Origin of the sequence: Pseudomonas azotoformans, from assembly GCF_900103345.1 — a bacterium.
In the GTDB taxonomy this organism is placed as follows: Bacteria; Pseudomonadota; Gammaproteobacteria; order Pseudomonadales; family Pseudomonadaceae; genus Aquipseudomonas; species Aquipseudomonas azotoformans.
Map to the genome: position 1 here is coordinate 6174348 of NZ_LT629702.1, position 16956 is coordinate 6191303.

The following is a 16956-nucleotide window of genomic DNA, read 5'->3' on the forward strand; positions in this document are numbered from 1 at the left end:
CTAGTGGCATCGAGTGGCTGCTTAGTTGTGAGCGTGCAGCGCTTCGTTCAGTTCGATGGCCGATTTGTGGGTTTTGCACTCCACGGCACCGGTCTCGGAGTTGCGACGGAACAACAGGTCCGGCTGGCCGGCCAGTTCACGCGCCTTGACCACTTTGACCAGTTGGTTCTTTTCGTCCAGCAGCGCGACCTTGGTGCCGGCGGTGACGTACAGGCCAGATTCCACGGTGTTGCGGTCGCCCAACGGGATACCGATACCGGCGTTGGCGCCGATCAGGCAGCCTTCGCCGACCTTGATCACAATGTTGCCGCCACCCGACAGGGTGCCCATGGTGGAGCAACCGCCACCCAGGTCCGAGCCCTTGCCGACGAATACGCCCGCTGATACACGGCCTTCGATCATGCCCGGGCCTTCGGTGCCGGCGTTGAAGTTGACGAAACCTTCGTGCATCACGGTGGTGCCTTCGCCCACGTAGGCACCCAGGCGCAGACGCGCGGCATCCGCGATACGCACGCCGCTCGGCACTACGTAGTCGGTCATTTTCGGGAACTTGTCCACCGAGAACACTTCCAGCAACTCGCCGCGCAGGCGGGCTTCGAGCTGGCGTTCGGCCAGTTCGTTGATGTCGATCGCGCCCTGGCTGGTCCAGGCCACGTTCGGCAACTGCGGGAACACACCGGCCAGGCTCAGGCCGTGGGGCTTGACCAGGCGATGGGACAACAGGTGCAGCTTGAGGTAGGCCTCAGGCGTGGAGGTCAGTGCGGCGTCTTCTGCCAGCAGGGTGGCAACCAGCGGGGTGTGGCTTTCAGCCAGGCGGTTGAGCAGCGCGGCTTGGGTGGCGTCGACATTCTTGAGGGCATCGGCCAGTTGCAGCGCTTGGCTGATGGTGAAGGTGATGGCCTGGTTGCCTTCGGTGTAACCGAGGATCGGCGCGATGGCCGCGACGATTTCAGCCGATGGGTTGAGCAGCGGCTGTGCGTAAAACACTTCCAGCCAAGCACCTTGGCGGTTCTGAGTGCCGACGCCGAAGCCCAGGCTGAACAGGGAATTGGACATGCTGTTACCTCTACAAAAATGGAAAGGGCTGGCCTACTTGAGGGCCGCCGAATATGTGTCTGGCTTGAAGCCAATCAGGGTTCTGTCACCGAGATCGAGCACCGGGCGCTTGATCATCGAAGGTTGTGCGAGCATCAATTCAATGGCTTTCGACTGATCGAGATCGGCTTTGCGTTCGTCTTCGAGTTTGCGAAAGGTGGTGCCCGCACGGTTCAAAACCACCTGCCAACCGTGCTCATTGCACCATTGGGTCAAGTGTTCGCGGTCGATTCCGGCCGTTTTGTAGTCGTGGAACTCATAGTTGACGCCTTGCTCATCGAGCCAGGTGCGCGCCTTTTTCATGGTGTCGCAGGCTTTGATGCCGAAAAGGTGCAACGTTTTGCTTGAAGCGGTCAAGGAATTGCCCCCCTTTGGACCAAGTGAAAATTAAAGGTCACGGATTATGCCACGACCAGCGGGACCGTGCCCCTCGTCATGCTGGCGTGCGACTTATGTGCAAAGGCCGGCCGGCAGCATAGGCGGTTAACATAGCCGGGTAATATGGCACTTCAACGGCCAGGTGTTGCCTGATGTGTGTCGTTGCAAGTCGATTGTCCGGGAAACCCGCTTTATGCAAACCGCCTACACCGTTCTTATCCTGCTGATGCTGGTCAGCGTTTCGCGTCTGGTCGGGCGTGTCATTCCTCTGCCGTTGCCCCTGGTGCAGATCGCCGCCGGTGCCTTGCTGGCCTGGCCGACGCTGGGCCTGCACGTGGCGCTGGACCCGGAGTTGTTCCTGTTTCTGTTCCTGCCGCCGCTGCTGTTTTCGGATGGCTGGCGCATGCCAAAGCGTGAGTTGTGGCGGTTGCGTGGGCCGATCCTGACGTTGGCGGTGGGGTTGGTGCTGTTCACGGTGGTGGGGGCGGGTTATTTCATTCACTGGATATTGCCTACGATCCCACTGCCGGTGGCCTTCGCCTTGGCAGCTGTTTTGTCGCCGACGGATGCCGTGGCGGTGTCGGCGATTTCCCAGAACCGTCTACCTACGCCGCTGATGCACATGTTGCAGGGCGAGGCCCTGATGAACGATGCGTCGGGCCTGGTGACGTTCAAGTTTGCCTTGGCGGCGGCGTTGACCGGGGTGTTTTCCCTGGCGGATGCCAGCCTGACCTTTGTGTTGGTCGCCGTCGGTGGCTTGGCCGTTGGCGTGGCCCTGAGCTGGCTGGTCGGCCGATTGCGCGCGTGGATGATCGCCCGTGGTTGGGACGACCCGGCGACCCACGTGGTGTTCATGTTGTTGCTGCCATTCGCCGCCTACGTGCTGGCCGAGCGCCTGGGCGCCTCGGGCATCTTGTCGGCGGTCGCCGCAGGCATGATGCAAAGCTGGCTCGACCTGCTACCGCGCCAGACCAGCACGCGCTTGCTCAATCGCAGCGTCTGGTCGCTGCTGGAGTTTGCCTTCAACGGCCTGATCTTCCTGCTGCTGGGCCTGCAACTGCCGGACATCATCAAGGCCGTGGTCAGCCACGAGACAACGCTATGGCCGACCTTGTTTTATCGCTGCCTGGATGTGATCGCGATCTTCCTGGTGTTGGTGGTGCTGCGTTTTATCTGGGTGCAAAGCATCTGGCGGCTGTCAGGCCTGTTACGCAGAGTTCGTGGGAAAAGCGAACTGACGCTGGTGCCAACCGCCCGTTCCTGCTGGCTGCTGACCGTCGGCGGTGTGCGCGGTGCCGTGACGTTGGCCGGTGTCATGTCGGTGCCGTTGCTGCTGGCGCCGGGCCAGGACTTTCCCGAGCGTGATCTGCTGATCTTCATCGCGGCAGGCGTGATCCTCCTGTCGCTGATCGCCGCCTGTATCGCCTTGCCGTTGTTGTTACGCGGCATTGAAAAGAGCCCGGACGAGAAACGCCACAAAGAGGTCCGTGAGGCCTGGAAAAAAACGGCTGTGGCTGCGATCCATGCGCTGGAAGCAGAAGAACCCGCTGAGCCCGAAAGCCAGGATGCCGCCCAGGCGGCACTTGCCACTGAGCTCAAGGCACGGCTGATGTCGGAATATCGCCATCAATTGGAGGTGTTCAACGACTCGGCTGAGGCCCAGGCGCTGGCGCAGCAGATGGACCTGCTCGAGCGCAAACTGCGGCTCAAGGCGCTGCGGGCGCAGCGCCTGGAGTTATACAGCCTGAGTCGTCATCACCAGATTGGTGATGACGTTCTGAGGGAGGTGTTGGCGGATCTGGATATGAGTGAGGCTAATCTGGGCCTCAAGAAATAGCGGGGGCGGTCTTGGGGTAGGCTTTTTTTGCCCAGGCGATATCTCCGTCGCTCAGGGACCATGTCTCGGATTGGCCCCAGCCGCCTTGGGTCAGGTAAGGGCTGACTGCATAGTGCGTGACTGAGTCGCCATCGTAGTCCATGAAGTCGTAAGTGCTGGACCGAGGCAGAGGGAGCACGTTGGCTTGCACCCCTGACCGGTCCAACCCTGCGATACGGTTGAAGCCCTCATAGACCTTGTCCATGTCCCACGGAATGTTGGCATCCGGGTGTTGATGGGCATGATGAGCGCCGAGCATGTGCGCGAACTCGTGCATTACCACGTAGGCGAATCGGGGATGCGTGTGGTCCTTTGGTAGCGACATCGTAGGGGCGCTGGGAGACACGTCAAGTGCTTGCGTGCCTATGGCTGATTGGCCTCCATCGCTGTTGCCAATATTCTGTGTAATGCGAACATCGCCTTCTTCTCCTGATACAAACTCAAACTTGAGATTGATGTGGGGCAGCCATTCGCTGGCGGCTTCTTTGACGGCGAGTACGTATTCATCATCCGTGTCGTACTCGTACGTGGCGATTCTGATAGTGGTGTTCTGGGGCCAGTATCTATCCGGTTCGCCGATGTTGCGACGGCTTCTGGAAAGAGTTTGCGTAGAGTCCGTGGCAGTTTCGACGGAGAGGTTGGTCGGTTGGTACTGAAAGCTGGTTTTAGGCGTGATACTTGGCATGGGTTCTTACCTGTGATAGGTGGGCGAATGTAATGGTTTATTCGTCCAGATCGTAGGAAGGTTCCGGTTCGACCGCCTGAGTGTGTAAGCCCGCGTTCACCTGATGTGGGCGCGGGCAGGGTGTTCAGCGGCGACGCTGAACAACATCGCGAATCCGTTCCGCCGCCCTGGAGGCAGCCCAAGCCGCACTCGCCACCGAACTGAAGGCGCGGTTGATGTCGGAATATCGTCATCAACTGGGGGTATTCAACGACTCGGCCAAGGCCCAGGCGCTGGCGCAACAGATGGACCTACTTGAACGCAAGTTGCGTCTCAAGGCCCTGCGGGCGCAGCGGTTGGAGTTGTATAGCCCGAGCCGTCATCACCAGATTGGTGATGACGTGTTGATGGAAGTGTTGGCGGAGCTGGATATGAGTGAGGCTCACTTGGTGCTTGCCAAGTGAAGGCTAACGTGGGTTTGAGCAAATGTTGAGGTCGGGGTCAGCGACTTTGGTCCAAGGTTTTTATCTTGGACTTAGGGTAGATAAACTCCGCAAACTCTTTATCACCTTTCGATAGATCATTACCCCTAGGGATTGCGCCGCGATTTCTTATTGTACCTTCGGCAAAGCCGTAGTTCATTATTGAGTCTTTGTCGTAACCTAAAAATATCAAGTTTTCGCGATTAAGTGGATTGAGGACAAACGCATCCGTTTCCTCCCTTGTGAGGCCGTGCTTGGCGTACTCTTGATACACTCTCTCTCTGTCGAAGTCGAGTGTGTTGTCTGGATGTTGATGTTCATGCTGCAAGCCTAAGGCATGCCCGAATTCATGCATTATGGTGCCGGCTGTATAGTTATCATTCTCTCCTCCAAATCCAATGACCATGGTGGGCTCACTTTTTGGAATGTCATTTGCCTGTCTGCCAATTGCAGAGTTTCCGCCGGTTTGGTTATTAGCGGCTATTCTAATATCCCCGTCTGGTCCGTCGACGAACTCAAGTTTCAAATTTATGTGGGGTGCCCATTTGTTGATGCTGTCTTTCGTAAGTTCTTTTTGTTTGTCAGTCATGTTGAGGAGCGAAATTTTTATCGTCGAGTGTTGTGGCCATAGGTCAGCATTATAGGTTGCGCCCCGTTTTCCTCTATGGAGGGCCGATGTTTTTGTGTCTGACTCGGCTGCTCGCTCTGGTGAGGGTACGTCAGTGGAGTAGGTATTTGCTGAGTAAGAGTTGGGGTGTAAGTTGATAGTCATAATGATTTTTTGCGTTATGAATGCTGATGTTGTTGCGTAAGAAAACTACGCACTGATTGTGGGAGCAGACATGTAGTGGTCTTGGAGTGCCTAAAGGTTTCGGCGAAGATTATTAATTAATGTATCTATTGGAAAAATACGCCAGTAGGACGTGAAGTCGTGAGATGCGCGCCGCAAGGGGGGGCGATGGCGTTGGGTTCTGCGGGTATCGTGCGGGTATACGAGATACCTGCACCGCATTGCACGGTGCAGGCGTTTCAGTACATTACTGGTTTCGCCTTACGATAAAGTCGCGAATCCGCTCAGCCGCTTCCACGCACTCGGCCAGCGGCGCAACCAGTGCCAGGCGTATACGGCCCGCGCCTGGGTTGGTGCTGTCGACTTCGCGTGACAGATACGACCCCGGCACCACGGTCACGTGTTCTTCCACGAACAAGTCGCGGCAGAACGCAGCATCGTCGGCATTCACATTCGGCCACAGGTAGAAGCCGCCGTCCGGGCTCTGCACATCCAGCACCGGCTTGAGGATCGCCAGCACCGCGTCGAATTTCTCGCGATACAGGTCACGGTTGGCCTGCACGTGGGCTTCATCCTGCCAGGCGGCAATGCTCGCCAACTGGGTTTGCACTGGCATCGCGCAGCCGTGGTAGGTGCGGTACAGCAGGAACGCCTTGAGGATGTCAGCGTCGCCGGCCACAAAGCCTGAGCGCAGGCCCGGCAGGTTGGAGCGCTTGGACAGGCTGTGGAACACCACGCAACGCTTGAAGTCCTGGCGCCCCAGTTCGACGCAGGCGCTCAGCAGGCCCGGCGGCGGGGTTTGTTCGTCGAAGTACAGCTCGCTGTAGCACTCGTCGGCGGCGATGACGAAGTCATATTCGTCGGCCAGGGCGATGAGTTTTTTCAGCGTCTCGACCGGGATCAGTGCGCCGGTCGGGTTGCCGGGGGAGCACAGGAACAGGATCTGGCAGCGTTTCCAGATGTCCGGGGTCACGGCGTCGAAGTCCGGGTTGAAGCCATTGGCGTCCAGGCATGGCAGGTAATGCGGCTTGGCCCCGGCCAGGAACGCCGCACCTTCGTAGATTTGGTAGAACGGGTTCGGGCTCACCACCAGCGCGTCGTCGCCACGGTTGATCACGGTCTGGGTGAAGGCGAACAGCGCTTCACGGGTGCCATTGACCGGCAGGATATTACGCGCCGGGTCGAGCCAGCCCTTGGGCACGTTGAAACGGCGTTCGCACCAGGCGCCTATGGCCTCACGCAGCGCTGGGATGCCCAGGGTGGTCGGGTACACGGCCATCTGGTCGAGATTATCGGCCAGGGCCTTGGCCACGAATTCCGGGGATTTGTGCTTGGGTTCGCCGATGGACAGCGCAATCGGGCGCTTGTCCGGGTTTGGCGTGACGCTGCCGAGCAGGGCGCGCAGTTTCTCGAACGGGTAGGGCTGTAGCTGGTTCAGGGCGTTATTCATGGAAATCTCGTTCAATTCGGTTGAAAGCATGCGGTCTGCTGGGCGCAGCGATTCTTATGTGGGAGGGGGCTTGCCCCCGATTGCTGACTGTCAGTTGAAATATTTGTAGCTGACCCACCGCTATCGGGGGCAAGCCCCCTCCCACACAAGCCCTGGTTCACAGATTAATCCGCGTATTCAAATAGTCAGGCGCGTGAGTTCGACGCCGGGTTCCTGGGTCACGCTCAGTTGCTGGACGATGGCCTCCTGCAACCGCAGGCACAGCTCCGGGTCGGACAACGGCTGGTTATCGGCGTCGGTAATGAAGAACACGTCTTCTACGCGCTCGCCGAGGGTCGCAATCTTGGCGTTCTGCAACGACAGGTCGAACTCCAGGAAGATCCCGCCGATGCGTGCCAGCAGGCCTGGGCGATCCGGCGCGCTGAGTTCCAGTACCGTGACCGGCCGTTGGGCGTCATTGGATATGGTGACCTGGGGCGCAAATGCAAAATGCTTGAGCTGGCGCGGTACCCTGCGCTGGATGATGGTCGGATAGTCATCAGGGTTGCGCAGGGCCTCGGTCAGGCCTTCACGGATCTTCTTCACGCGCGCCGGGTTGTCGCCAATCGAGTCGCCATCGGTGTCGAGCACGATATAGGTGTCGAGGGTGAACTGGCTGCTGGAGGTGATCACCCGGGCGTCATGGATGTTCAGGTTGAGCTGGTCCATGGCGGCCACGGTCACGGCGAAGAAGTCATGCTGGTCCGGCGCGTAGATGAAAATCTGCGTGCCGCCTTCGAATTCGCGCTGGGTGGTTTCCTTGATCAGCACCAGCGGGCCGCCATCGGCCGGTTGCTGCAGGATCGCGTCGGTGTGCCAGGCCACATCACCGGCGGTGTGACGCAGGAAGTAATCGTCGCCCAGTTGCGACCACAGTTGCTCGACATCGTCGGGGTCGTTGCCGCCGCGCACCAGGATATCCAGGGCTGCGCTCTGCGTGCGCCGAATCTGCTCTTCGCGGTCCACCGGGTTTTCCAGGCCGCGGCGCAGGGCGCGCTTGGTCTCGGTATACAGCTGGCGCAGCAGGCTGGCGCGCCACGAGTTCCATAGCGTCGGGTTGGTAGCGTTGATGTCGGAGACGGTCAGCACGTACAGGTAGTCGAGACGGGTCTCATCACCGACGATCTGTGCGAAGTCGTGGATCACCTGCGGGTCGGACAAGTCCTTGCGCTGGGCGGTGGTCGACATCACCAGGTGGTTCTGCACCAGCCAGACGATCAGGCGGCTGTCCCACAGTGGCAATTGGTGGCGCTGGCAGAAGGCTTCGGCGTCAACGGCGCCGACCTCGGAGTGGTCGCCATGCCGGCCCTTGCCGATGTCGTGGTACAGGCCGGCCAGGTAGATCAGCTCGGGCTTGGGCAGCTTGGCCATTAACTTGCTGGCCAGCGGGAATTTCTCCGACACCTGAGTGTATTGCAACTTACGCAGGTGCTTGATCAGGTTTAGGGTGTGGGCGTCCACGGTATAGATGTGGAACAGGTCGTGCTGCATCTGTCCGACGATAAAACCGAACTCCGGCAGGTAGCGCCCGAGGATGCCGTAACGGTTCATGCGCCGCAGGTTGCGGTGGATGCCGATCTTGCACTTGAACAGCTCGATGAACAGGCTGGTGTTGCGGATATCGTTGCGGAAGTCGTCGTCGATCAGGTGCCGGTTTTCCCGCAGCAGGCGAATGGTATCGGCGCGCACGCCTTTGATTTCCGGCTGTTGGGCCATCAGCACGAAGATTTCCAGCATGGCGAACGGCGTGCGACGGAACACGTTGTCGTTGCGCGCCTCGATATAGCCGTCGTGCAGTTGGAAGCGCGCATTGATCGGTTGTGGCGGCGCTTCGTCTTCAGGGGCCAGGATCACTTCTTCGAAATGCTGGATGATCAGGTCGCTGAGCTGGGCAATGCTCATGACCACCCGGTAATACTGCTGCATGAAGCTTTCGATGCTGGTCTTCGCGTCTTCGCCTTCAAAACCCAGCAGGGTGGCGATGGAGCGCTGGTGGTCGAACAGCAGGCGGTCTTCGGAACGCCCGGCCAGCATGTGCAGGGCGTAGCGCACTTTCCAGAGGAACTCCTGGGACGAGGCCAGCAGAGCGTTTTCGCTTTCTACCAGGAAGCCTTCGCCGGCCAGGGCGCGCAGGTTCAGGGTGCCGTACTGGCGACGCGCAACCCACAGAATCGTCTGGATATCCCGCAGCCCGCCCGGCGAGCCTTTGACGTTGGGCTCCAGGTTGTATTCGGTGTCGTTGTACTTGTGGTGCCGGGCCTTTTGCTCGGCGCGCTTGGCCAGGAAGAAGTCCTTGCTCGGCCACATGTGTGCGGTGCTGGTGACTTCGAGCATGCGCTGGCGCAGGCGCTCGGGGCCGGCGATGGTGCGGCTTTCCATCAGGTTGGTGATCACGGTGAGGTCGGCGCGCGCCTCTTCGGCGCATTCGTCCACCGAGCGCACGCTTTGGCCGACTTCCAGGCCGATGTCCCACAACAGTGTGAGAAAGCGCTCGATGGAATCGCGAAAGATCTCATGGTCGGCGCTGTCCAGCAGGATCAGCAGGTCGATGTCGGAGTAGGGGTGCAGCTCGCCGCGCCCGTAGCCGCCGACCGCCACCAGGGCGATGTCTGCGTCTTCGCTCCAACTGAACTGTTCCCAGGCCTTTTGCAGAATGTTATCGACAAACCAGGCCCGGTCCTCGATCAGCCGGCGGATGTCCCGACCACTGCGAAAGCGCGCGTCGAGTACCTCGCGGGCCTGGCGGATAGCCTTCTTGAACGCGGCGATGGGGCTCGCCTTCAGGGCCAGTTCGGCCTGGAACTGGCCACGGTCGAAGAGTTCGGGATCCACCTGGGGCATCGATCGGCTTTCCTTTCTATCTATTCAGTCAGTCACAACACAGTGGGGGAAAACCAAAGCAACCTTTAGGCCGAAACGCGTGGGATCGTGTCGTCAGCGCGCAGGGTAAAGATCTCGTAGCCGGTTTCGGTGACCAGCAAGGTGTGTTCCCACTGGGCCGAGAGCTTGCGGTCCTTGGTGATGGCGGTCCAGCCGTCGCCCAGTACCTTGGTGTCTGCCTTGCCCTGGTTGATCATCGGTTCGATAGTGAAGGTCATGCCTGCTTTGAGTTCCATGCCGGTGCCGGCGCGGCCGTAGTGCAAGATCTGCGGCTCTTCATGGAAGACGGTGCCGATACCGTGGCCGCAGAATTCACGTACCACCGAGAAGCCGTTCTTTTCAGCGTGCTTCTGGATCACTTCGCCGATGTCGCCCAGGCGGCAGCCGGGTTTGACGATCTCGATGGCCTTGTACATGCATTCCTGGGTGACCTGGGACAGGCGCTCGGCCCAGACCGGCACGTTGCCGACGTGGAACATGCGGCTGGTGTCGCCAAAGTAGCGGTCCTTGATCACGGTGACATCAATGTTCAGGGTGTCGCCATCCTTCAACGGCTTGTCGCCCGGAATCCCGTGGCAGACCACATGGTTGACCGAGGTGCAGATCGACTTGGGGAAGCCCTTGTAGTTCAGCGGCGCAGGGATGGCGCCCTGCACGTTGACGATATAGTCGTGGCAGATCTGGTTGAGGGTTTCGGTGGTGACGCCGGGCTTGACGTGTTCGGCAATCATTTCCAGCACGTCGGCAGCCAGTTTGCCGGCGATGCGCATGCCAGCGATGTCTTCGGCGGTTTTCAAGCTAACGGTCATACAGGCTCTCTCTAGCGCGACGCGCTGAAATCAATACGGTTTACGGGCGTGCGACAAAAGGTTGCAGAATTCGCACAAGCCACAGAAAACGCGATTCTAACAGACCATGGCGTCAAATCATGAGCCTCTGATGATCGCTTCTGTCTATAAGGTAGGGCTATGTCGGCTCTATTCAAGGGGTTACATGAAGGCGCGCTACGGCAAATGTGATTGCGTGTTCCGTTTTTGCCGATGCTGTGGTATAAAATGCGCCGCTTTCCGGGGATACCCCGCAAAGCTTAAATCCACACACGTGTCGACACGATGACCTGGGTGCCGGAGGCCTTGATGCCGCTGGTTGGTCATTGGGATACGTGGAGGCCAAACCCGACTTATTAAGGAACTATCATGTCCCAAGTCAACATGCGCGATATGCTGAAGGCCGGTGTGCACTTCGGTCACCAGACCCGTTACTGGAACCCGAAAATGGGTAAATACATTTTCGGCGCGCGTAACAAGATCCACATTATCAACCTTGAAAAAACCCTGCCAATGTTCAACGAAGCACTGACTTTCGTAGAACGCCTGGCCCAGGGCAAAAACAAGATTCTGTTCGTCGGCACCAAGCGTTCCGCTGGCAAGATCGTTGCTGAAGAAGCAGCACGTTGCGGTTCGCCGTACGTCGATCACCGCTGGTTGGGCGGCATGCTGACCAACTTCAAAACCATCCGTGCTTCCATCAAGCGTCTGCGTGACCTTGAAGTGCAAGCCGAAGACGGTACTTTCGCCAAGCTGACCAAGAAAGAAGCGCTGATGCGCTCCCGTGACCTGGAAAAGCTTGATCGTTCCCTGGGTGGTATCAAGGACATGGGCGGTCTGCCTGACGCACTGTTCGTTATCGACGTTGATCACGAGCGCATCGCGATCACCGAAGCCAACAAGCTGGGCATCCCTGTTATCGGCGTAGTCGATACCAACAGCAGCCCGGAAGGCGTTGACTACATCATCCCAGGCAACGATGACGCAATCCGCGCTATCCAGCTGTACATGGGTTCGATGGCTGACGCTGTAATCCGTGGTCGCAACCACGTTGCTGGCGGTACCGAGCAGTTCGTTGAAGAAGCTCCGGTAGCTGCCGCTGAGTAATTAGCGCCCTGGCGTTGACTCAGTAAGCAAAAAGGGGGCTTGGCCCCCTTTTTGCCACCTCGAAAACCATTTGTCGGCAGCGCAGCTACATCATCTGTAACGTGCAGCGGCCTACAAGGGAGATTCGGGAAGAATTGATCGCCCGTTTGATCGGGTGGAATGGTTGAAAACCTATCCAAGAGGATTTTGAAATGGCAGAGATTACTGCAGCGTTGGTTAAAGAACTGCGTGAGCGTACCGGCGAAGGCATGATGGATTGCAAAAAGGCCTTGACCAAGGCCGGCGGCGACATCGAAAAAGCCATCGACGACATGCGTGCCTCCGGCGCCATCAAGGCTGCCAAGAAAGCCGGCAACGTAGCGGCTGAAGGCGCTATCGCGCTGGTTGAAGATGGTAAGGCTGCCGTTCTGCTGGAAGTGAACTCGCAGACCGACTTCCTGGCCCTGCAAGACGACTTCAAGGCATTCGTTGCTGCCAGCGTCAAGAAAGCATTCGATGAGAAGCTGACTACCGTTGAGCCTCTGATCGAAGCCCAAGAAGCTGATCGCCTGGTTCTGGTTGGCAAGGTTGGCGAAAACGTCAACATCCGTCGCCTGACTCGCGTTGAAGGTGATGTTGTCGGTGGTTACCTGCACGGCAACAAGATCGGTGTAGCTGTTGTTCTGAAAGGCGGCGACGTTGAGCTGGCCAAAGACATCGCTATGCACGTTGCTGCCAGCAACCCTGAGTTCCTGCTGCCTTCGGAAGTGTCTGCCGAAGCGATCGAGCGTGAAAAAGCTGTGTTCCTGAGCCTGAACGCCGACAAGATCGCCGGCAAGCCAGAAAACATCGTTGAAAACATGATCAAAGGCCGTATCAGCAAGTTCCTGGCTGAAGCGAGTCTGGTTGAGCAGGCGTTCGTCAAGAACCCTGAAATCAAGGTTGGCGAACTGGCCAAGAAAGCCGGTGCTGAAATCGTTTCCTTCACCTACTACAAAGTAGGCGAAGGCATCGAGAAGCCGGTCGACAACTTCGCTGAAGAAGTTGCTGCCCAGCTGGCTGCCGCCAAGCAATAAGACAGTTTTCAACTGTCGCCCGAAAGAGGCTGCCCGCTCACGCGCGCAGCCTCTTTTCAAATGGGAAGGCCGATTTTAATTGGCTTCCTTTCGGAACTGGCTTACAAAGCCGTGTTCCGATGGCGCTGTGACAGCGTCCAGCTAGAGTGAACGCAAGCCGTAAAACGGCTCGCCAAGAATTTTTAAAAAATACGCCGCAGGAGAGATTCGCAATGGCTCAGCAGGGCAGTGGTTATCAGGCTCGCTATAAACGCATTCTACTCAAGCTTAGCGGCGAGGCCCTGATGGGCTCGGAAGAGTTCGGGATCGATCCCAAGGTGCTCGACCGCATGGCGCTGGAAGTCGGCCAGCTGGTCGGTATCGGCGTACAGGTCGGCCTGGTTATCGGTGGTGGCAACCTGTTCCGTGGCGCGGCCCTGAGCGCTGCTGGCATGGACCGGGTTACCGGCGACCATATGGGTATGCTGGCCACTGTGATGAACGCCCTGGCCATGCGCGACGCCCTGGAGCGCGCCAATATCTCGGCTATCGTGATGTCGGCTATTTCCATGGTCGGCGTGACCGATCACTATGATCGCCGCAAAGCCATGCGCCACCTGAACTCCAAGGAAGTGGTGATCTTCGCGGCCGGCACGGGTAATCCGTTCTTTACCACCGATTCGGCAGCCTGCCTGCGTGCCATCGAGATCGATGCGGACGTGGTGCTCAAGGCGACCAAGGTGGATGGCGTGTACACCGCAGACCCGTTCAAAGACCCGCATGCCGAGAAGTTCGATCATCTGACCTACGATGAAGTGCTGGATCGCAAGCTGGGCGTGATGGACCTGACGGCTATTTGCCTGTGCCGCGACCACAAGATGCCACTGCGCGTATTTAACATGAACAAGCCCGGCGCCCTGCTGAATATCGTACACGGCGGCGCAGAAGGGACTCTGATCGAGGAAGGCCAACAATGATCAACGAAATCAAGAAAGACGCCCAAGCGCGTATGCAGAAATCCCTGGAGTCTCTGAGCCATGCATTCGGCCAGATTCGTACCGGCAAGGCGCACCCGAGCATCCTGGGCAGCGTGATGGTGCCTTACTACGGCTCCGATACGCCTATCAGCAGTGTTGCCAACATTACCGTTAAAGACTCGCGCACCCTGCAAGTCGTAGCGTTTGAGCGCAACATGCTGGGTGCTGTCGACAAGGCCATCCAGAGCGCCGGTTTGAACCTCAACCCGACCAACCTGGGTGAGTTGCTGCTGATCTCCATGCCGGCCTTGACTGAAGAGACCCGCAAGGGCTTCACCAAGCAGGCTCGCAGCGCTGCAGAAGACGCGCGTGTTGCCGTGCGCAACATCCGTCGCGATGCCTTGGGTGACCTGAAGAAGCTGGTCAAGGACAAGGAAATCAGTGAAGACGAAGAGCGTCGTGCCACCGCCGATATCGACAAGCTGACCAAAGATGCCGAGGCCCAGATCACCAAGGCCACGGAAGAAAAAGAAAAGGACCTGATGGCCGTATAAGGGGTCAGGACGCCTTCATGGAAAAGACCAAGCAGACTGTGCCCTCCGTGGTGCCGCGCCATGTCGCGATCATCATGGATGGGAATAATCGCTGGGCGAAGAAGCGCTTTATGCCGGGTGTCGCCGGGCATAAAGCGGGTGTCGATGCGGTAAGGGCTGTGATCGAGGTGTGTGCCGAAGCCAAGGTCGAAGTGTTGACCCTGTTTGCGTTCTCCAGTGAGAACTGGCAGCGACCCGCCGAAGAAGTCAGTGCCTTGATGGATCTGTTCTTCAAGGCCCTGCGTCGTGAGGCCAAGCGCCTTAACGACAACAACATCAGCTTGCGCATCATTGGCGACCGCTCGCGCTTCCACCCGGAACTTCAAGCTGCCATGCGTGAGGCTGAGGCAATCACGGCGGGTGCCAACCGTTTTGTGCTCCAGATCGCAGCCAACTACGGCGGCCAGTGGGATATCGCCCAGGCGGCCCAGCGGCTGGCGCGTGAAGTGCAGGCCGGCCATCTCCGTCCCGAGGACATCACGCCCGAACTGTTGCAAACCTGTCTGGTGACCGGCGACCTGCCGTTGCCGGACCTGTGCATCCGCACCGGTGGTGAGCACCGCATCAGCAATTTCCTGCTGTGGCAGCTGGCCTATACCGAGCTGTACTTCTCCGACCTGTTCTGGCCGGACTTCAAACACGATGCCATGCGTAATGCGCTGGCCGATTTCGCTTCCCGTCAGCGTCGTTTCGGTAAAACGAGCGAGCAGATCGAAGCTGGAGCCCGGGTTTAAATGCTTAAACAACGAATCATCACCGCACTGATCCTGTTGCCGATCGCCTTGTGCGGGTTTTTCCTGCTCGAGGGTTCCGGCTTTGCGCTGTTTATTGGCCTGGTCGTCACCCTGGGCGCCTGGGAGTGGGCGCGCCTGGCCGGGTTCAGTACGCAGTTGCCGCGTGTGGTGTATGCCGCCGTCGTGGCTGCCTTGGCGTTCCTCTTGTACATCCTGCCGGACCTCGCGCCCTGGGTGTTGGGGGCGGCAGTGTTGTGGTGGGCGCTGGCGACGTTCCTGGTGCTGACCTATCCGCGCACTAGCGGCCAATGGACCAGTGTCGCCTGCAAGCTGGTGATTGGCTTGCTGATCCTGCTGCCGGCTTGGCAAGGGCTGGTGGAGATCAAGCGTTATCCAATGGGTAACGGGTTGATCCTGGCAGTCATGGTGCTGGTGTGGGGGGCAGACATCGGTGCCTATTTCTCCGGTCGGGCCTTCGGCAAGCGCAAGTTGGCGCCGGCGGTCAGTCCGGGCAAGAGCTGGGAAGGCGTCTATGGTGGTTTGGCGTTGACACTGGTGATCGCGCTGGTTGTCGGTGTGGTGCGTGGCTGGGCGGCGAAGGAAATCTTCCTGGCGCTACTGGCCACAGCCATTGTCGTGTTTATTTCGGTGGTGGGTGACCTCACTGAAAGCATGTTCAAGCGTCAGGCGGGGATCAAGGACAGCAGTAACCTGCTGCCCGGGCACGGTGGTGTATTGGACCGTATCGACAGCCTGACTGCGGCTATCCCGATCTTCGCTGTGCTGCTATGGATGACTGCTTCGTGAGCCGCCCTCAACAAGTGACCGTGCTGGGTGCAACCGGCTCGGTGGGGCTGAGCACCTTGGACGTGATTGCGCGTCATCCTGATCGCTATCAGGTCTTTGCCCTTACTGGTTTTAGCCGTCTGAGCGAGCTGTTGGCCTTGTGCGTGCGCCACGCACCGCGCTTCGTCGTAGTGCCTGAGGCGGGAGCGGCGCGTGGCTTGCAGGATGATCTGCGGGCTGCTGGGCTGGCGACTCGAGTGTTGGTGGGCGAGGAGGGGTTGTGTCAGGTCTCGGCTGACGCCGAGGTGGATACCGTGGTTGCCGCTATCGTCGGTGCCGCCGGCCTGCGTCCAACCCTCGCCGCTGTAGATTCCGGCAAGAAGATCCTGCTGGCCAACAAAGAAGCGCTGGTCATGTCTGGCGCGCTCTTCATGCAGGCGGTGCGCAAAAGCGGAGCCGTGCTGCTGCCGCTCGACAGCGAGCACAACGCGATCTTTCAGTGCATGCCCGGCGACTATGCGCGTGGCTTGAGCCAGGTTGGCGTGCGTCGAATCCTGCTGACCGCCTCCGGTGGTCCGTTCCGGCAAACTCCTCTGGCCGAGCTTGAGCATGTTTCGCCCGACCAGGCGTGCGCTCATCCGAACTGGTCCATGGGGCGTAAGATCTCGGTGGATTCGGCGAGCATGATGAACAAGGGGCTGGAACTGATCGAGGCGTGCTGGTTGTTCGATGCACGGCCGGATCAGGTCGAAGTGGTTATTCACCCGCAAAGTGTGATCCATTCCCTGGTCGACTATGTAGACGGTTCGGTCCTGGCCCAACTGGGCAACCCCGATATGCGCACGCCGATTGCCAACGCGCTGGCCTGGCCGGAGCGGATTGATTCCGGTGTTGCCCCTCTGGATCTGTTCGCCGTGGCCCGCCTGGACTTCGAAGCGCCGGACGAGCAGCGCTTTCCTTGCCTGCGCCTGGCCCGGCAAGCGGCCGAAGTGGGTAACAGTGCGCCGGCAATGCTGAATGCGGCCAACGAAGTGGCTGTGGCGGCGTTTCTCGAACGGCGCATCCGCTTTCCGCAGATCGCGAGTATCATCGAGGACGTCCTGGCGCTTGAGCCTGTCGTGGCGGTGAATGACCTGGCGGCGGTATTCGAAGCCGATACCAAGGCTCGCGCCCTGGCAGAGCAATGGTTGAGCCGCAACGCGCGTTAGTCTGTGGGCAGGTTCGAGCCTTCAGGCACTGGATTG

At 59.1% G+C, this 16956-nt stretch carries 15 protein-coding genes and 1 pseudogene; 9 read left to right on the forward strand and 7 right to left on the reverse strand.

Going from position 1 to position 16956, the window contains the following annotated elements:
• Positions 1–21: 21 nt before the first annotated feature.
• Positions 22–1056: a 2,3,4,5-tetrahydropyridine-2,6-dicarboxylate N-succinyltransferase gene (gene dapD / locus BLR69_RS27995; protein ID WP_071496944.1), complete on the reverse strand. Its 1035-nt coding sequence runs from the start codon at positions 1054–1056 to the stop codon at positions 22–24.
• 33 nt (positions 1057–1089) lie between these two features.
• Positions 1090–1398 (reverse strand): arsenate reductase, encoded by a 309-nt coding sequence (locus BLR69_RS28000; RefSeq protein WP_232000998.1) that lies wholly within the window; start codon positions 1396–1398, stop codon positions 1090–1092.
• A gap of 268 nt (positions 1399–1666) precedes the next feature.
• Between BLR69_RS28000 and BLR69_RS28005 the strand changes: the two genes are divergently transcribed.
• Entirely contained in the window at positions 1667–3310 is a 1644-nt protein-coding gene (locus tag BLR69_RS28005; RefSeq protein ID WP_071496942.1) for a Na+/H+ antiporter, read from the forward strand.
• Here the strand turns inward: BLR69_RS28005 and BLR69_RS28010 are convergent.
• The gene (locus BLR69_RS28010) at positions 3300–4034 is read right to left on the reverse strand and encodes a zinc metalloprotease (protein ID WP_071496941.1); all 735 of its coding nucleotides are present in this window, start codon (positions 4032–4034) and stop codon (positions 3300–3302) included. The two genes, BLR69_RS28005 and BLR69_RS28010, sit on opposite strands and share 11 nt — an antisense overlap.
• 170 nt (positions 4035–4204) lie before the next feature.
• On the opposite strand from BLR69_RS28010, the pseudogene BLR69_RS28015 reads away from it, so the two are divergent.
• Positions 4205–4477: pseudogene (locus tag BLR69_RS28015) on the forward strand (Na+/H+ antiporter); the annotation flags it as partial.
• A gap of 37 nt (positions 4478–4514) precedes the next feature.
• Here BLR69_RS28015 and BLR69_RS28020 read toward each other — a convergent pair.
• The 4 genes from BLR69_RS28020 to map form a co-directional block, all read right to left on the reverse strand.
• Positions 4515–5267 carry a M12 family metallopeptidase gene (locus BLR69_RS28020; RefSeq protein WP_076955216.1) on the reverse strand — a complete coding sequence of 251 codons (753 nt, stop codon included), beginning with the start codon at positions 5265–5267 and terminating at the stop codon, positions 4515–4517.
• Between the two features lie 265 nt (positions 5268–5532).
• Positions 5533–6735: a succinyldiaminopimelate transaminase gene (gene dapC, locus BLR69_RS28025; protein ID WP_071496938.1), complete on the reverse strand. Its 1203-nt coding sequence runs from the start codon at positions 6733–6735 to the stop codon at positions 5533–5535.
• 177 nt (positions 6736–6912) lie between these two features.
• Positions 6913–9615: a [protein-PII] uridylyltransferase gene (locus BLR69_RS28030; RefSeq protein WP_071496937.1), complete on the reverse strand. Its 2703-nt coding sequence runs from the start codon at positions 9613–9615 to the stop codon at positions 6913–6915.
• A gap of 65 nt (positions 9616–9680) precedes the next feature.
• Positions 9681–10463: a type I methionyl aminopeptidase gene (gene map / locus BLR69_RS28035; protein ID WP_016975842.1), complete on the reverse strand. Its 783-nt coding sequence runs from the start codon at positions 10461–10463 to the stop codon at positions 9681–9683.
• 387 nt (positions 10464–10850) lie between these two features.
• On the opposite strand from map, the gene rpsB reads away from it, so the two are divergent.
• The 7 genes from rpsB to ispC all read left to right on the forward strand — a co-directional run bounded on the left by rpsB (position 10851) and on the right by ispC (position 16920).
• On the forward strand, positions 10851–11588 hold the full coding sequence (rpsB, locus tag BLR69_RS28040) for a 30S ribosomal protein S2 (protein ID WP_003189158.1): 738 nt from the start codon (positions 10851–10853) through the stop codon (positions 11586–11588).
• Between the two features lie 191 nt (positions 11589–11779).
• Positions 11780–12643: a translation elongation factor Ts gene (tsf, locus tag BLR69_RS28045; RefSeq protein ID WP_058425287.1), complete on the forward strand. Its 864-nt coding sequence runs from the start codon at positions 11780–11782 to the stop codon at positions 12641–12643.
• 212 nt (positions 12644–12855) lie between these two features.
• Entirely contained in the window at positions 12856–13599 is a 744-nt protein-coding gene (pyrH, locus tag BLR69_RS28050; RefSeq protein WP_003189161.1) for a UMP kinase, read from the forward strand.
• The gene (gene frr, locus BLR69_RS28055; RefSeq protein ID WP_012722596.1) at positions 13596–14153 is read left to right on the forward strand and encodes a ribosome recycling factor; all 558 of its coding nucleotides are present in this window, start codon (positions 13596–13598) and stop codon (positions 14151–14153) included. Before pyrH ends, frr begins: the two co-directional genes overlap by 4 nt.
• Before the next feature lie 17 nt (positions 14154–14170).
• A complete protein-coding gene (gene uppS, locus BLR69_RS28060) occupies positions 14171–14926 on the forward strand; it encodes a polyprenyl diphosphate synthase (RefSeq protein ID WP_071487451.1) in 756 nt (251 codons plus the stop codon).
• On the forward strand, positions 14927–15733 hold the full coding sequence (locus tag BLR69_RS28065; RefSeq protein WP_071496936.1) for a phosphatidate cytidylyltransferase: 807 nt from the start codon (positions 14927–14929) through the stop codon (positions 15731–15733).
• Entirely contained in the window at positions 15730–16920 is a 1191-nt protein-coding gene (gene ispC, locus BLR69_RS28070; RefSeq protein WP_071496935.1) for a 1-deoxy-D-xylulose-5-phosphate reductoisomerase, read from the forward strand. The genes BLR69_RS28065 and ispC overlap by 4 nt, the downstream gene beginning before the upstream one ends.
• The last annotated feature ends 36 nt before the right edge of the window (positions 16921–16956 follow it).

What these genes read in the sequence shown, in the direction of transcription:
- dapD (WP_071496944.1), bottom strand. Translation starts at nt 1,056, where the DNA reads ATGTCCAATTCCCTGTTCAGCCTGGGCTTCGGCGTCGGCACTCAGAAC.
- BLR69_RS28000 (WP_232000998.1), bottom strand. Translation starts at nt 1,398, where the DNA reads ATGAAAAAGGCGCGCACCTGGCTCGATGAGCAAGGCGTCAACTATGAG.
- BLR69_RS28005 (WP_071496942.1), top strand. Translation starts at nt 1,667, where the DNA reads ATGCAAACCGCCTACACCGTTCTTATCCTGCTGATGCTGGTCAGCGTT.
- BLR69_RS28010 (WP_071496941.1), bottom strand. Translation starts at nt 4,034, where the DNA reads ATGCCAAGTATCACGCCTAAAACCAGCTTTCAGTACCAACCGACCAAC.
- BLR69_RS28020 (WP_076955216.1), bottom strand. Translation starts at nt 5,267, where the DNA reads ATGACTATCAACTTACACCCCAACTCTTACTCAGCAAATACCTACTCC.
- dapC (WP_071496938.1), bottom strand. Translation starts at nt 6,735, where the DNA reads ATGAATAACGCCCTGAACCAGCTACAGCCCTACCCGTTCGAGAAACTG.
- BLR69_RS28030 (WP_071496937.1), bottom strand. Translation starts at nt 9,615, where the DNA reads ATGCCCCAGGTGGATCCCGAACTCTTCGACCGTGGCCAGTTCCAGGCC.
- map (WP_016975842.1), bottom strand. Translation starts at nt 10,463, where the DNA reads ATGACCGTTAGCTTGAAAACCGCCGAAGACATCGCTGGCATGCGCATC.
- rpsB (WP_003189158.1), top strand. Translation starts at nt 10,851, where the DNA reads ATGTCCCAAGTCAACATGCGCGATATGCTGAAGGCCGGTGTGCACTTC.
- tsf (WP_058425287.1), top strand. Translation starts at nt 11,780, where the DNA reads ATGGCAGAGATTACTGCAGCGTTGGTTAAAGAACTGCGTGAGCGTACC.
- pyrH (WP_003189161.1), top strand. Translation starts at nt 12,856, where the DNA reads ATGGCTCAGCAGGGCAGTGGTTATCAGGCTCGCTATAAACGCATTCTA.
- frr (WP_012722596.1), top strand. Translation starts at nt 13,596, where the DNA reads ATGATCAACGAAATCAAGAAAGACGCCCAAGCGCGTATGCAGAAATCC.
- uppS (WP_071487451.1), top strand. Translation starts at nt 14,171, where the DNA reads ATGGAAAAGACCAAGCAGACTGTGCCCTCCGTGGTGCCGCGCCATGTC.
- BLR69_RS28065 (WP_071496936.1), top strand. Translation starts at nt 14,927, where the DNA reads ATGCTTAAACAACGAATCATCACCGCACTGATCCTGTTGCCGATCGCC.